The organism is Bradyrhizobium sp. CCBAU 21365 (genome assembly GCF_015291305.1).
Taxonomy (GTDB): Bacteria; Pseudomonadota; Alphaproteobacteria; order Rhizobiales; family Xanthobacteraceae; genus Bradyrhizobium; species Bradyrhizobium elkanii.
In genome coordinates, this window is record NZ_CP030036.1 from 3,949,937 (window position 1) to 3,964,444 (window position 14,508).

The window sequence follows — 14,508 nt, forward strand, 5'->3', positions numbered from 1 at the left end:
GCCGACATAACAGGGGAGGAATTGACATGACGAAAGCTGTGCACAGAAGGGCGTTTGCCGGCATCGGGCTCGCCGCGATGGTGGCGACCGCCGCGCTGGTGGCCGCGCCATCGCAGGCGGCCGGGCCGCGCGACCAGCTGCGCGAGAAATTCGACAAGTCGCTCAAGGGCAAGACGGTGGCCTGGTCGCCGGTCTGGATGGGCGTTCTGGAATCCGAATGGACGCGCGTGATGAAGGATCGTTTCGACGATTACGGCATCAAGCTCGTCACCCGCGACGCCAACATGAAGTCGGACATCCAGCTTCAGACCGTCAGCGACTATATCAACGAAAAGCCCGACGTGATCGTGGTGCAAAATCCGAACGTCACGCTGCTCGCCAAGGAGCTCAAGCGTGCGATGGACGCGGGCATCTATGTCGTGCAGGTCAACATGGCATCGAATACCCTGACCGATGCCTATGTCGGTGTCGATGCCAAGGATCTCGGCACCAAGATTGCGCGCGAGGTCATCAATCAGTGTGGCGGCGGCAAGGGCTCCGGCGAGGTTGCGATCCTTGAAGGTGAGGCGACCGCCGCCTATTCGCTCGACATGAAGAATGGCGCGATGGAGGTGTTCAAGACCGACCCGTCGATCAAGGTCGTGTCGTCGCAGCCGACAAGCTGGGATGCCAACAAGGCCGGCGACATCACGACCACCGTGTTGCAGCAGCACCCCAAGCTGTGCGGGATCCTCAGCGTCTGGGGTCCGCAAACGGCGGGCGCGGCGCAGGCGATCAAGGCGGCCAACATGGGTGACAAGGTGAAGGTGTTCGTCGCCAGCGACGGCCAGCCCGCCGATTGCGATCTGCTCGAGCAAGGCGCGTTCTCCGCGAACCTGTCGTATCGCGCCGACGTGCAGGGCCAGACCATCGCCGACGCGGTGATTGCGCTGTTGCAGGGCGGCGACAAGCCGGGCGCGAAGAACATCGCCTATTACACGACCCCTGCCTGGGTGAAGTCGAAGGATGATCGCATGTACTGCTTCAGCATCCCGAAGGGCGCGAAGTAAGTCGTTCCGGCGCCCGCGCCCACTGCGGCGCGGGCAGGCCGGAACCATCGATCCCAATCCCCTGCGTTGTCCCGCCGTTCGGCCGCTTCCGCGCCGAGCCCGCCGGAGTCTGTTGATGAAGAGCCTGCAACGAGCCTGGCACCGCCATTCGCCCCAATTGTTCCTGGGCGAACTGCTTGAGAAGCGCTGGATGGAGCCCATCATTCCATTCACGCTGACGATCGCGGTTTTCCTGGCCTTCGCGATCATGATTCCGCGCTATCTGACGGCAGGCAGCCTGCAGGAACTGATGCGAAATTTCGCGGAGCAGGGCATGGTCGCGGTCGCGATGGCCTTCTCCGTGCTGTCGGGCGGCATCGACCTGTCGGTCGGCGCGGTGTTCGCGATGTCGAACTTCCTCGCGCTCTATCTGTATCTCATCCTCGGGCTGCCGCTGCCCGTGACCATCGTGCTTGTCGTCCTGTTCGGCGCGGCGATGGGCGCGATCAACGGCGGCCTGATTGCCTATGGCAAGACCCGGCCGTTCCTGACGACACTGGTCGTCCTCATCATCGTCCGCGCCGCCTACAACAAGGTGACGGTCGCGTTCACCAACGAGCTCGCCAGCATCGACAGCGGGTCCAGCACGTGGGACTTCATGGGATCGGGGAGGGTTCTCGGCATTCCCTTCAACATGCTGGTCCTGATCCTGCTCGCGGTCGGAACGCACTTCTTCCTCACCCGCATCAAGCCCGGCGTCCACATCATGGCGGTCGGGTCGAGCCGCAAGGCGGCCCGCCACGCCGGCGTCAACGTCAAGCGCGTGCTGTTCTCGGCCTATGTGATGTCGGGGGCGATCGCGGCGCTGGCGGGAATCCTCTATGCAGCCCGGCAGAGCAGTTCGGGCACCGACACCGGCGTCGGCTGGGAGATCAACGCGCTGGCCGCGGTGGTTCTGGGCGGCATCAGCCTGTCCGGCGGCCGCGGCACCATCGCGCGCGCCGTCATGGGCGCGGCGATCATCTTCATGCTCACCAGCGGCATGGTCCGGCTCGGTATCTCCGGCAACCTGACGACCGCCATCATCGGCATCATCCTGCTGCTCGCGGTCGGCTTCAACGTGAAGTGGGTCAAGAACAAGGGCAAGGTGCTGCAGAAGGTCTATGTCACCCCAAGCTGGGTTGATTTCGAGCCGCCGCCGTCGGTCGAGCGGGGCAGCGGCACGCCGTTCGCGGAGAATGATCGCCTGAAGAACGCGGAAGCGATCGCGCTCGACATGATCGAGGGCCCGGAAGACATCATCCTTGACCGCAAGGACAACCTCTACACCGTCAACCGCAACGGCTCGATTATCCGCTTTCTTGCGCCGGACTATACTGTGCGCGAGGAGTTCGCGCGCATCGGCGGCCGGCCGCTCGGGTTGGCGTTCGATCGGGATCAGAACCTCCTCGTCTGCATCGCGGGCATGGGCGTTTACGGTGTGAAGCCCGATCGTTCGGTCTTCAAGGTCACCGACCGCACCACGCGCACGCGCACACGCCTCAAGGACGATTCGCGACTCTATCTCGCTGACGATCTCGACGTTGCGCCCGACGGCAGGATCTATTTCAGCGAGGCCTCGACCCGCTACGAGCTGACCGATTGGGCACTCGACGGCTTCGAAGGGCGCGGCAACGGCCGCCTGATCTGCCACGATCCGAAAACCGGAATCACCAAGACGGTCCTGAAGAACCTGACGTTTCCCAACGGCATCTGCATCTCGCATGACGGTCAGTCGGTGCTGTGGGCCAGCACCTGGCTGTGCCAGATCAACCGCTTCTGGATCGCCGGCCCGAAGGCGGGCACCAGCGAAATCCTGATCGACAACCTTCCGGGCTATTGCGACAACATCAACCGCGCCTCCGACGGCAAGTACTGGCTCGCCTTCGTCGGTCTGCGCACGCCGGTCTATGACCTTGCGATGCGCAACCCTGTTTTCCGCACCCGCATGGTCAAGCAAATCCCGCCGGACGAGTGGCTGTGCCCGGGCATCAACTACGGCTGCGTGGTCAAGTTCGACGACAACGGCGTGGTGACGGAATCGCTCTGGGATCCGGGCGGGCTTTCGCATCCGACCATCACCTCGGTCCGCGAGCACAAGGGCCATCTCTATATCGGCGGTCTGGAGAACAACCGCATCGGCCGCATCCGCCTGCCGGACGCCGACCCGACCTGGGAAGCGCACAAGTCCTATTGGGGAGGGGCCTGAGCCATGTCGCTGCTTGGCGATATCATCGATCGCGTGCTGTCCCCGAACCGGGAAATTCACGGCATTCCGGTGCTCGACGGCGCCTTCTCCCCGAACCAGCGGCTCGATCAGGCCCGCCGGCTCGGCGATGAGATCGAGCGACCGGACGACATCACGCTCGGGCAGGACGGCGCGCTCTACGTCTCGACCGGCAACCGCATCCTGCGTTGCACGGGAGACGACTTCAACACGCGCACGGCGTTCGCGACGCTCGACGGCCCGGTCGGTGGGCTTGGCTGCACGCCGGACGGCAGGCTGCTCGCCTGCGTCTCCGGCGTGGGGCTGGTGGCGCTTTCGCCAACTGGCGAGATCATCGGCAAGCTCGAAAGCGTCGGTGGCGAGAAGATCGCCTGTCCGTTGTCGGTGACGGTCGCGCCGGACGGGGCGATCTACCTGACCGACGGCTCGCGAAACAATCGGCCAGAGCAATGGCTGACCGACTTGATGCAGAACCGTGCCCCGTCGGGCCGGCTCATCGTCTGCAATTCCTCGCTCGGCAGTGCGAGCGTGCGTGCGGACAAGCTCGCATGGCCGCTCGGCGTGGTCGTGTCCGGTGACGGCAAGGAAGTGTGGGTCGCCGAGTCCTGGGCCCACCGCTTGACCGCTTTTTCACGCGCGGGTGACGACAGGCGCGTGATCGTCAAGAATCATACCGGCTATCCGGCGCGTCTTGCCCGAGGCGCGAACGGTGAGATCTGGATGGCCTTCCTCGCGCTGCGCACGCAACTGACCGAATTCGTCCTGCGCGAGCGGGCATTCTGCGAAGAGATGATGCGGACGGTGCCACCGGAGCTTTGGATTGGGCCGGCGCTGGATGGTCGGCTCAATCCGCGCGAACCGACCCAGATCGGCCGCATCAAGAAGCTCGGCATCCAGAAGCCGTGGGCGCCGCCGCGTTCCTATGGCCTCGTCGCCCGGCTCGACGCCAGAGGCGCGGCGACGGAGACGCTGCACAGCCGCGTCGATGGTCGTGTTCATGGAATAACCGCCGTCCGCCCGATCGGCTCGCATGTGCTGGCGGTGTCCAAGGGACGCGATTGCCTCGTCGAACTGCCGCCTGGTCGCGGCATGCAGGAAGGATGAACGCCATGCCGGCCGAACAACAGGCAGGGACCCCGCTGCTTCAGATCGTCAACGGCAGCAAGGTTTATGGCGGTCTGCACGCGATCGACGGCGTCAATTTCGATCTGCGGCCGGGCGAAATCCACGCGCTGCTGGGGGAGAACGGTGCGGGGAAATCGACGCTCTGCAAGGCGATCGCCGGTGCGATCGTGCTGACCTCCGGCGACTACCTGATCCAGGGAGGCAAGGTTTCGTTCGCGTCGCCAAAGGAAGCGCTCGAGGGTGGGGTCGCGATGGTCTACCAGGAATCCAGCCTGGTCCCCTCCATGACGGTGGCGCAGAACCTTGAACTCGGCATGGAGAAATGGGTCACGGTCTACAGCAAGATCAACATTGCGGCGACCCAGTCGCTGCAATCGATGAACTTCAACGTCGACCCGCTGGTGCTGGTGGAGAATCTCGGAACGGCCAAGAGGCAGATGGTCGAGATCGTACGTGCGGTTCGCCACAACGCCCAGGTCTTCATCTTCGATGAGCCGACCGCATCGCTGACCCCTGAAGAGACGCAGCATCTGTTCCATCTTCTCAACACCCTGAAAGAGAAGGGCGCCGGGATCATCTTCATCTCGCATGCACTGGAAGAGGCATTGAACATCGCGGATCGCATCACCGTACTTCGCGATGGCAAGCTGGTCGCCACCGTACCGGCGAAGGACGTCACGCGTGACGCGCTGGTGCGGATGATGGTTGGCCGTGAGGAAACGGCAGCGCAGTACGCGACCCACGGGGCCGATCCGGATGCGCCGAAGCCGCATGCCTCCCGCGGCGAGAAGGTGCTTTCGGTCGAGAACGTGACGATGGGCAGCATCGTCAAGAATATGTCGTTCTCGGTGTTCAACGGAGAAGTCGTCGGGATCTTCGGGCTGGTCGGGGCAGGACGCTCCGAGATCGCGCAGATCGTCAGCGGCGCGCGCAAGCGCAACTTCCTGCGTGGCGGGATGATCTATCTGCGGGACAAGCCGGTCCGCTACCGGGTGCCGCGGCAGGCGGTGCGCGACGGAATTGCCTATATCACCGAGGACCGCAAGGTCGACGGCTTCTTCGAAACGATGACGGTGGATCAGAACATCTATCTTGGCTATCTGTCGTCGCCGCGCGTCAAGCGGTTCCTTTACTCCACGCGCGAGATGAAGCGGATCGCCGATCAATGGATCTCGGCGCTCTCGATTTCTGCATTGAAACGGACGCTCAAAATTGTCGAATATTCCGGCGGCAACCAGCAGAAAGTCGTGGTGGGAAAGTCTCTGGCCCAGGAACCCACGGTGGTCATCTTCGACGAACCGACGCGAGGCGTCGATGTGAGCGCCATCCCACAAATTCACGAGGCGATTCGCAGGTTGGCGCGCGAGAACAAGGCGGTTGTCGTTATCTCTTCCTATCTGCCGGAGATTCTGGCTATCTCGGATCGGATCCTGGTCGCTCGTGGCGGGCGTATCGTCGAGGAAATGGCGCGGGCTGATGCGACCGAGGACAAGATCATGTACGCGGCCATTCATTGAAGGAGGGCCTTTCATGAGTCCTTATCAGCGGCCTCCCCATTGGAAGGACATGACGCGGGACGGCACTGAAGACGATCCGGAGTCCGGTCGCCTGATGAGCGAGAGGATCGCAAGCGAAATTCGCAGCGCGGTGCTGAGCGGCGAGATGCGGCCGGGCACGCGGATTCGGCAGGAGCTCCTTGCGGCTCATTTTGGAGCAAGCCGCATTCCCGTGCGCGAGGCGCTGAAGCAACTCGAGAACGAGGGGCTCGTCGTGATGGCGCCGAACCGTGGCGCCTGGATTGCGGACGTCAATTCGGAAGAATCGATCGAGATCTACAAGATCCGTGAAGCGGTCGAGCCGCTCGCCATCGGCGAAAGCGTTCCAAATCTGACCGACGAGGATATCGAGACGCTTGACCGCATTGTGCGCGAACTTGAGCAGGTCACCACGCTCGAGGAATACATCCAGCTTGACCGGGAGTTTCATCTACGGACCTATTCGCGGGCGCGGATGCCGCAACTGCTGGCGATGGTCGAACGCTTCTGGAACAGCACGCAGCATTTCCGGCGGCAGTTTGTGAGCGAAACCTACGCCAAGGACGGGTTTCCGTTCTCCGATCCCCAGCATGTCCTGATCATGGACGCGATCCGGGCGCGCGATGTCGAAGCTGCGCAGGTGTTGGTGCGCCTCCACATCCGGCGCACGCGCGTGGTCATTCAAGCAAAAGAGAGTGGGGCGGCCCAACCGCCCCTTGCAAGCCGTGCCGCGCTACCGCATGCGCGTCTCGGCTCGGTCTATCGAGGGAAAAGTGCCAATGAGTAGTGGCGGCGAACGCCTCTTGCCACGGTTCCTGCTGCGCCAGGTGGTGGCGGCCGCCTATAGCGGCCGCCGGGCCGGACGGGGCCGCCATCGTTACGACAGTGGTGGCAAGCGGCGATGACTGTCGGCCTGGAGTCCGTGTCGCGTGCGCGCGCTTACGAGGAAGCCGCGGGCCGGCTGCGCGCGCTGCTCGGGGACTCGTCGGTCGCTTCGCCCGATCCCGGAAGGCGGACGGCGCTTGATCTGTTTCGTGCCGCACCGCGCGAGGCGCCGGCGCTGTTCTATTTCGACGCGACGCAGACCTATGCAGATATCGATCGGCTCAGCGACCGGCTCGCCGCCCGCTTGGCACAGAAAGGGGTCGGGCGCGGCGATCGGGTGGCCGTCATTCTTCAGAATGTGCCGCAGTTCGTCATCGTCAGCGTGGCGGCTTGGAAGGTCGGGGCCATCGTCGTCAGCCTCAACCCGATGTACCGCACGCCGGAGCTTCGCAAGCTGTTCGGAGATTGCGAACCGAAGGCGGTGATCTGCCACGACGATCAATGGGAGAACGTTTTCCCGGCCGCCGGTTCGGTCGATTCCGAGCTGGTGTTCTGGACCGGCGCGCGCGAATTCCAGACGCGGAACGATGTCCGGGTGTTGCCGGTGCCGGGCGCAGCTCCGCCGGCTCAGGCGCTGGCGACGGTTTTCGCCGAAAATGCTCCCGCTCCACCGGCACCGGTTCTGACGTCCGACGACATCGCCCTTCTCTTGTATACCTCCGGAACCACGGGCGTTCCGAAGGGCGCCATGCTCACGCATCGCAATCTGGTGGCGACCGCGTTGATCTGTTGCGATCATTTCGAATTGAACGGCACGTCGCGCATCTTTGGCGTCGCGCCGCTATTCCACATCACCGGCTTTGAAATCCAGATGGTCGCGGCGTTTGCCGCGCGTGCGGCGATGGTGCTGACCTATCGCTTCCAGCCCCAGGTCGCGCTCGATGCCTTCCTTGAATGGCGGCCGACATTCATCGTCGGTGCCATCACCGCGTACATTGCGCTGATGAACCAGGCTGACGCGACGAGCCGGCATTTCGAGAGCTTCGTGCATATCTATTCCGGCGGCGCGCCGATCGCGCCCTCGGTCATCGATGCCTTCGCGAGACGGTTTGGACGGGCGATCCGCAGTTCCTATGGAATGACCGAACTGACCTCTGCAAGCCATCTTGCGCCCAACGAGGGCCGGATTCCGGTCGATCCTGACTCAGGCGCGCTGTCGATCGGCAGGCCGACGCCCGCCGTCGATGCAATCGTCGTCGACGACGAACGCCGCCCGCTCGGACCCGGCGCGCATGGCGAGGTGGTTGTGCGTGGCCCAGGGGTGATGGCCGGCTACTGGAGGAAGCCGGCGGAAACCGATGAGGTGCTGACCAACGGCTGGCTGCATAGCGGCGACGTCGGCTTCTTTGACGAGAGCGGCTGGTTCTATCTCGTCGATCGCAAGAAGGACATGATCTCCGCTTCGGGCTTCAAGGTCTGGCCGCGTGAAGTCGAAGACGTGATCTATGGCTTTCCGGGCGTGCGCGAGGCAGCCGTCGTCGGCGCCGCCGATCCCTATCGCGGCGAGACGGTGGTCGCCTTCGTCTCCGCTCAACCCGGCACCGTGATCGACGCCGCCGCGCTCTCGCGCTTTTGCCGCGAGCGGCTGGCGGCCTACAAGTGCCCGGTCGACATTCGCGTGCTGGACGATCTGCCGAAGACGGAATCCGGAAAAATCACCCGAAACACGCTCAGGGACGGCCTGCGCGGCCTGTAAGGAGAATTTACGTGGATATCACCCAAAGCGAGCGCAGCCAGCAACTGGCCGCGCGTCTCCAGCGCTTCATGATGGAGCACATCTACCCGAATGAGCGCCGATACTATCAGGAGGCCGAGCGGCTCGGGCCCTGGGCTGTGCATCCCGTTGTCGAGGAACTGAAGCCGCTCGCACAACAGGCCGGCCTGTGGAACCTGTTTCTGCCCGCTCACGAGGACGGCCTGACCAATCTCGAATATGCGCCGCTATGCGAGATCATGGGACGTTCGCACCTTGCTCCCGAGGTCTTCAATTGCAGCGCCCCTGACACGGGCAACATGGAGACCATCCTGCGCTATGGTACGGAGGCGCAGAAGGATCGCTGGCTGAAGCCGTTGCTGGCGGGTGAGATCCGTTCTTCCTTTGCGATGACGGAGCCCGACGTTGCCTCGTCCGACGCGACCAATGTGGCCAGCTCGATCGTCCGTGATGGCGACGATTACGTGATCAATGGTCGCAAATGGTACACCACCGGCGCCACCGATCCGCGATGCAAGATCATCATCTTCATGGGGCAGACTGACCCGGACAATCCGGATCGCCACAAGCGCCAGTCGATGATCCTTGTGCCGAAGGAGACGCCCGGCGTGCATGTCGTCCGTTCGCTGCCGGTGCTCGGCTTCTACGGCGTACCTGATCGCGCGTCCGAGGTGATCTTCACCAACGTACGCGTGCCGGCCGCCAACATGCTGCTCGGCGAGGGGCGCGGATTCGAGATCGCGCAGGGGCGGTTGGGTCCCGGCCGCATTCATCACTGCATGCGGCTGATCGGCCTTTCCGAGCGCGTGCTCGAGCGCATGTGCCGACGCGCGCTGAAACGCGTCGCCTTCGGCAAGCCGCTCGCCGAGCAAACCGTGACGCTCGAGCGCGTAGCCGAAGCGCGCATGAAGATCGATCAGGCGCGGCTGCTGACGCTCAGAGCTGCCTACATGATGGACACGGTCGGCAACAAGGCAGCGCGGCAGGAAATCGCGATGATCAAGGTCGTCGCGCCGAACATGGCGCAGACCATCGTCGACTGGGCGATCCAGGCGTTCGGGGGAGGCGGCACCAACAACGACCATTTCCTTTCGGCAGCACTCGCAACGACTCGCTTGTTGCGACTGGCCGACGGCCCCGACGAGGTCCACCGCAACCAGATCGGCAAGCTCGAATTGCGCCGATGGCTCAATGTCGATCCCGCACGAACCGGCGGTGGCGCGGATCCGTTGTCGCCCGATGAATCTGAATCCTGGTCCGAAGGAGGCTTGTGGCCGCGCCCGAAAGATCTGCCATAGGCGCGGTGGGAAGGGGCTGGAGCCGGACGGCATCGGCTCCAGCGATGATCAACGAGCTGATCAACAAAAGGAGAGATGTGAGCGGTCTCACAGGTGGACTGCGAGTTCTGCACTAGTCAGGGATCGGACTCGCTTAGAACCAACGGAGGTTCGCATGAAGCTCCTGATGATCGCCGGCCTGACCGCCCTCGCGCTTGTTGTGGCCGCGACAAATGTCCCGAGATCGCATCCATCGTCCGTGAGCCACACGTCAGTGGCGGGGATGCCCACTGTGCAAGAACAAGACAAACTGCCGGTCGAAGATTTCGAAGATCGATCGCTGGTGTTTCCGAGGGGAGCACAGCAGTAGAGAGACGACTGCCGCCGCATCTGAACGAGTCCAGATGAACGGGTCGGGAAATTCGTCTCGCGTTGAACAGCTCGACGCGTCGGACGGCCTGTCCGCTTGCGCAGCCCCGTCGCGGGCTGTGTTTCAAAAACTCATGAAGATCGGGTTGATCCCGGCGAGATCGCCGACATCTCCCGGGAATTGAAACGGCACACGGTGGCGATCGACGATCAGGATCACCAGTAGTAGCGCCAACACAGCGGCAATGTAGATCAGCAGTGGCGACGCGTCCCGGCTGGCGGGATTGCGATCCCGCGGCGGCAACACGCGAAAGTGCCAAATGCGCGAGATGAACTGCAGATATGCTTTGGGGTGTATTTGCATGTTCGACCTCGATTTGTGAGGCGCCCGTGGCAAGACTGCGATCGTGTGGACCGTCTTTCAAGGCGCCGCTTGTCGCACCTTGAGCCGAATATGTGCTCCCCTCGTTGAGCTGGATCAATGAATCAAATGGGGCGTTCTTGCCAGAGGCCAAGCCCGTCGACCACGGACACGCCAGATTTCCAGAACGATCGGCGGCCGGGCCCGATGGACGCCAGGGGGCATTTGGCTGTGCCGCAAGAACCGGGCAGAATGACCCGGGGGCTTCGCTGTGGGTGTCGCCGACGGCCATGGATTCGATTTTGCGTCTCGCCACGTTCCTTGTGATGGCATCGCTGCTTCTCGCGCTGCAACCGGCGCAAGCGCAATTGGCCGGACACGGCGGACCTGTCCGCGCGATCGCCGTCTCAGGCGATGGCAGGACGGTTCTGTCGGGTAGCTTCGACACCGCAGCTATCCGATGGTCCCTGGCAACCGAGTCTGCGGAGCAGGTTCTTCGCTTCCATTCGGGTGCGGTGAACGCGGTTGCCTTCCTCGGCGATGGAAGAATGGCAACGGCTGGTGCGGACGGCCAGATTGCCATCTGGACGTCGGGCCGGCCGCAGCCGGACCGGGTTTTCGCGGACCATGCGGGACCCATCGTCGGGCTCGCCGTTTCGCCCGATGCATCTAAGCTCGCATCCGCCTCGTGGGACCACACCGTGCGGGTCTCGTCGTTGTCCGACGGGGGCTCGCGCGTGCTGCAAGGTCACTCGCAAAACGTGAATGGCGTGGCCTTTGCCCCCGACGGACAATCGCTGGTGAGCGTGGGCTACGATCTGACGGTGCGGATCTGGCGCCTGCCGGACGGCAGCGCCGAGGTCGTCACGGTGCCGCTGCCGCTGAATGCCGTGGCCATCTCGCCTGACGGCGAAATCGTCACCGGCGCAGCGGACGGCAAGCTGCGCATGATGACGGCCGACGGCAAGGCAAGCGGCGAGGTCATGGCCGGCACCACGCCGATCGTCGCCTTGGCGGTCGCGCATGACGGCGCCTTGATCGCCGCGGCGGCAATTGACGGCTCGGTGGCGATCGTCGATCGCAAGGCGCGCAGCGTGCTGCGCACGCTCGCCGGGCTGGGCGGGCCGGTTTGGTCGGTTGCATTCCTGCCCGATGGCGTGACGCTCCTGACCGGCGGTGCCGACGGCAAGATCAGGCGCTGGAACGCACTGACCGGCGCCGCGATCGGATCGAATGTGGTGGGCACGCCGGGGGATCCGCTCGCCGGCTATGCCGGCGATCACGGCGCCGAAATCTTCAGGGCCTGCGTCGCCTGCCACACATTGTCGGAGACGGAGGTGCAGCGTGCCGGTCCGACGCTTGCCGGACTGTTCGGTCGGAAGATCGCCTCGCTGCCGGGCTATCGCTTCTCCGACGCACTCAAGACGATGGACATCGTCTGGACGCCGGAGACCGTCTCAAAACTGTTCGAGATCGGGCCGAACGCCTATACGCCAGGCACGAAGATGCCGGAGCAGCACATCGGCTCGGCCGAAGATCGCCGCGCGCTCACGGACTTCCTGGCGCGCGCGACGTCGAAATAGCCTGATTTGGCGGCAGCTGCCTTGCGGCGTCCTCATGCGATGGCGTCAAGCCGCGATATCAGGCTCTAATACCCCGGCCATTGCTCCACCGGGATCTTCGTCAGCTCCGGGGTCTCCTTGAGCATGCGAGCGACATTAATACTGGGATGTTCCTTGAGCGCAGCCACGACGCACTGGTTGACGTATTTGCGGCGTGACAACCACTTGATCTTCTTGCCCTTCGCCTCGGCCTTGCAGGCGACGACCGCCTGTTTGAGGGCAACCTTTTCCGCCTTCGTAAGGGCTGCCTCGGCGGCTGTGCCGCCAAGGACCGTGGTGACAAGGCACGTCGACAGAACCATCATGAATCGAGGCATGCGGGGCTAGTCCTTGTTCTCGCGTTGACGCAGGTAGTCATCCGTCGTCCGTGGTGGCGCGCGTTCCGGCACGTCCTGGATCGGATCGAACTGTTGTTCGCTCATGACAATGACCCGGCAATCGGCGCACATCCGCAAGGTCTCGGTCCGGCGGTCCCCGGCAGGGTACATCCAATGCCGTCCCTCGAGTTTGGTCGCGATCCGATCGATCGTGCTCTTGACGCCGAAGGGCGTGCCACAGCGAACACACAGGGCCGGTTCTTCTTCCTTGATCACCCGCGCCGGCGCGCGTCTTGCCCGGAAGTCGATCTGCGGGGTGAGCTTGATCACCTTTTCAGGACAGGTGCTCTGACACAAGCCGCACTGCACGCAGGCGTCTTCCACGAATTTGAGGACGGGGCGGTCGGGATCGGCGCGGAGCGCGCCGGTTGGGCAGGCCGAAACGCAGGACAGGCACAGCGTGCAACCGCCGACGTCGACGGTGATCGCACCGACAGGTGCACCCTCGGGCAAGGCGATCACGTCGACCGGCTTGGGGGCGAGGCGATGCAGCTCGCTCAAGCCGAAACGAAGCAGATCGCCGCGTTTGCCGACCGTCAGGAAAGTCGCGGGATTATCGAGGCCGGCGAGGGGGCCAATCCCCGTCAGTTGCTCGGCCAGAGTGTCGGGATCGTCGGTTTCGATCGTGCTCACGCGGCGGCCGTCAAATCCGAGTCCGGCGAGGATGGTCTCGGCCATTCGGATCGTCTGCAACGAACCGGTCAGGTCGTGTCGTGGCTTGGCGCGCAGCAGCAGCCGCACGGCAGCCGCGCCATAGGCGAAGGCCCCGATGATGGCTTCCAGGCCGATCTGCGTCAGCTCGTTGACGGCGAGGGGGAGCACATTGGCCGGCAATCCGTCGCCATGGCGGGCGAGCGCATCGATCAGCGGCGTGCCGTGCTGGCTGTCGTGCAGCAGCAGGACCGGATGCGTGCCGCCGGCCTCGCGATAGGCGCGCAACATGGCGCGGAGGATCTGCAACTGGGTATCGGCGGGGGGCAGCGCGTAGGATGCCGCTCCCGTGGGGCAGGCGGCCGCGCATTGCCCGCAGCCCGCGCACACCTCCCCGTTGACTGCGACATGGTCGCCGTCCGGCGTGATCGCGCCGGTCGGGCACAAATCGAGGCAGCGATGGCATCCGGTCAGCTTCGAGCGCGAATGCGCGCAGAGGCTCGGTGTGAAGTCGACATATCTCGGCTTGTCGAAGCTGCCGACGAGATCGCGGGCCGCAAGCACCGCGCGCAGCATGGCCGCGGGATCTCTCGGATCCGCACGGAGATAGCCGTCCCGCAGATCGTGCGCGGGAAACAGAGGCGGCTCGCCGGAAAGGTCGAGCACGAGATCGCAGCGCGAGATCGCGCCGTCGCGCGGGGCTTCGAACTCGAAGCGGGCGCGCGAGGACGGGCGTGGCTGCGCGTAGTCGTCGACCGTGAGCTCGAAGCCGCCAAAATGCCCCCGTGCGTTGTGGATTATGCCCTTCACGATCGGGAACACCGCCGCGGCAGGCGGCACGACGTCCGCCGGCTTCCTGAGCATGACCGTGACATCGAGATGGTCCGCCAGCAGCCGGCCGGCCTCGATCGCGGTCTCGTCGCGCCCATAGATCAGGATGATGCCGTCGCTCGACAATGTGACCAGCGGATAGTCCGGCGCGGGAATCGCGGCCGCCGCAAGCAGCGCCGCCATCTTCGGACCCGCCTTCGCGCCGTCGCGCGACCAGCCCGCCGTCTCGCGGATGTTGACGAAGCTGATCGCGCCAGGGCGTTCGCCCATCTCATTGGTGAATTGCCCGGCCTGCTGCGTGCAGGCGACGGTCAGCGGGCCTTCGGTTTTCGCGGCGTTGCGGAAATCTTCGAGCTCTGCGCCGCAGAGATGACGATGGCTCCGGATCTCGCAGTTGGGACAACCCCGTTGGATCGCGGCCACGTCAAGGCGCATCGTGCCTTCACACGAGCAGATCAGGACGGTCT

The 14,508-nt window shown here is 64.1% G+C and carries 12 protein-coding genes; 9 read left to right on the forward strand and 3 right to left on the reverse strand.

Features of this window, described 5'->3' with window-relative positions; genetic code table 11:
- The first annotated feature begins 26 nt into the window (after positions 1–26).
- The 8 genes from XI02_RS17890 (at position 27) to XI02_RS17925 (ending at position 10,200) form a co-directional block, all read left to right on the forward strand.
- Positions 27–1,049: a sugar ABC transporter substrate-binding protein gene (locus XI02_RS17890; protein ID WP_016842186.1), complete on the forward strand. Its 1,023-nt coding sequence runs from the start codon at positions 27–29 to the stop codon at positions 1,047–1,049.
- Positions 1,050–1,164: 115 nt separating this feature from the next.
- Complete coding sequence (locus XI02_RS17895) at positions 1,165–3,276, forward strand: SMP-30/gluconolactonase/LRE family protein (protein WP_018270962.1); 2,112 nt, start codon at positions 1,165–1,167, stop codon at positions 3,274–3,276.
- 3 nt (positions 3,277–3,279) lie between these two features.
- Positions 3,280–4,398, forward strand: coding sequence for an SMP-30/gluconolactonase/LRE family protein (locus tag XI02_RS17900; protein WP_018270963.1), 1,119 nt, complete (start codon positions 3,280–3,282; stop codon positions 4,396–4,398).
- Positions 4,395–5,936, forward strand: a complete 1,542-nt coding sequence (locus tag XI02_RS17905) for a sugar ABC transporter ATP-binding protein (protein ID WP_018270964.1) — start codon at positions 4,395–4,397, stop codon at positions 5,934–5,936. Before XI02_RS17900 ends, XI02_RS17905 begins: the two co-directional genes overlap by 4 nt.
- Positions 5,937–6,081: 145 nt before the next feature.
- Positions 6,082–6,741, forward strand: a complete 660-nt coding sequence (locus tag XI02_RS17910) for a GntR family transcriptional regulator (RefSeq protein WP_233285872.1) — start codon at positions 6,082–6,084, stop codon at positions 6,739–6,741.
- Between the two features lie 114 nt (positions 6,742–6,855).
- Positions 6,856–8,535, forward strand: a complete 1,680-nt coding sequence (locus XI02_RS17915) for an AMP-binding protein (RefSeq protein WP_018270965.1) — start codon at positions 6,856–6,858, stop codon at positions 8,533–8,535.
- A 68-nt stretch (positions 8,536–8,603) separates the two neighbouring features.
- Positions 8,604–9,851 carry an acyl-CoA dehydrogenase family protein gene (locus XI02_RS17920; protein WP_051110156.1) on the forward strand — a complete coding sequence of 416 codons (1,248 nt, stop codon included), beginning with the start codon at positions 8,604–8,606 and terminating at the stop codon, positions 9,849–9,851.
- A gap of 154 nt (positions 9,852–10,005) precedes the next feature.
- Positions 10,006–10,200: a hypothetical protein gene (locus tag XI02_RS17925; protein WP_016842193.1), complete on the forward strand. Its 195-nt coding sequence runs from the start codon at positions 10,006–10,008 to the stop codon at positions 10,198–10,200.
- A 123-nt stretch (positions 10,201–10,323) separates the two neighbouring features.
- Here XI02_RS17925 and XI02_RS17930 read toward each other — a convergent pair whose 3' ends face one another.
- Positions 10,324–10,563: a hypothetical protein gene (locus XI02_RS17930; protein WP_018270967.1), complete on the reverse strand. Its 240-nt coding sequence runs from the start codon at positions 10,561–10,563 to the stop codon at positions 10,324–10,326.
- 287 nt (positions 10,564–10,850) lie between these two features.
- On the opposite strand from XI02_RS17930, the gene XI02_RS17935 reads away from it, so the two are divergent.
- The gene (locus XI02_RS17935; protein WP_018270968.1) at positions 10,851–12,143 is read left to right on the forward strand and encodes a c-type cytochrome; all 1,293 of its coding nucleotides are present in this window, start codon (positions 10,851–10,853) and stop codon (positions 12,141–12,143) included.
- A 65-nt stretch (positions 12,144–12,208) separates the two neighbouring features.
- On the opposite strand, the gene XI02_RS17940 is transcribed toward XI02_RS17935, so the two are convergent.
- Positions 12,209–12,499: a hypothetical protein gene (locus tag XI02_RS17940; RefSeq protein WP_240537094.1), complete on the reverse strand. Its 291-nt coding sequence runs from the start codon at positions 12,497–12,499 to the stop codon at positions 12,209–12,211.
- 6 nt (positions 12,500–12,505) lie between these two features.
- Entirely contained in the window at positions 12,506–14,476 is a 1,971-nt protein-coding gene (locus tag XI02_RS17945) for a 4Fe-4S binding protein (protein ID WP_026192591.1), read from the reverse strand.
- Positions 14,477–14,508 lie beyond the last annotated feature (32 nt).

Excerpts from the sequence above, each read along its gene's own strand:
- XI02_RS17890 (WP_016842186.1), top strand. The coding sequence starts at position 27 with ATGACGAAAGCTGTGCACAGAAGGGCGTTTGCCGGCATCGGGCTCGCC.
- XI02_RS17910 (WP_233285872.1), top strand. The coding sequence starts at position 6,082 with ATGCGGCCGGGCACGCGGATTCGGCAGGAGCTCCTTGCGGCTCATTTT.
- XI02_RS17935 (WP_018270968.1), top strand. The coding sequence starts at position 10,851 with ATGGATTCGATTTTGCGTCTCGCCACGTTCCTTGTGATGGCATCGCTG.
- XI02_RS17945 (WP_026192591.1), bottom strand. The coding sequence starts at position 14,476 with ATGCGCCTTGACGTGGCCGCGATCCAACGGGGTTGTCCCAACTGCGAG.
- XI02_RS17940 (WP_240537094.1), bottom strand. The coding sequence starts at position 12,499 with ATGCCTCGATTCATGATGGTTCTGTCGACGTGCCTTGTCACCACGGTC.
- XI02_RS17930 (WP_018270967.1), bottom strand. The coding sequence starts at position 10,563 with ATGCAAATACACCCCAAAGCATATCTGCAGTTCATCTCGCGCATTTGG.
- XI02_RS17915 (WP_018270965.1), top strand. The coding sequence starts at position 6,856 with ATGACTGTCGGCCTGGAGTCCGTGTCGCGTGCGCGCGCTTACGAGGAA.
- XI02_RS17920 (WP_051110156.1), top strand. The coding sequence starts at position 8,604 with ATGATGGAGCACATCTACCCGAATGAGCGCCGATACTATCAGGAGGCC.
- XI02_RS17925 (WP_016842193.1), top strand. The coding sequence starts at position 10,006 with ATGAAGCTCCTGATGATCGCCGGCCTGACCGCCCTCGCGCTTGTTGTG.
- XI02_RS17895 (WP_018270962.1), top strand. The coding sequence starts at position 1,165 with ATGAAGAGCCTGCAACGAGCCTGGCACCGCCATTCGCCCCAATTGTTC.
- XI02_RS17900 (WP_018270963.1), top strand. The coding sequence starts at position 3,280 with ATGTCGCTGCTTGGCGATATCATCGATCGCGTGCTGTCCCCGAACCGG.
- XI02_RS17905 (WP_018270964.1), top strand. The coding sequence starts at position 4,395 with ATGAACGCCATGCCGGCCGAACAACAGGCAGGGACCCCGCTGCTTCAG.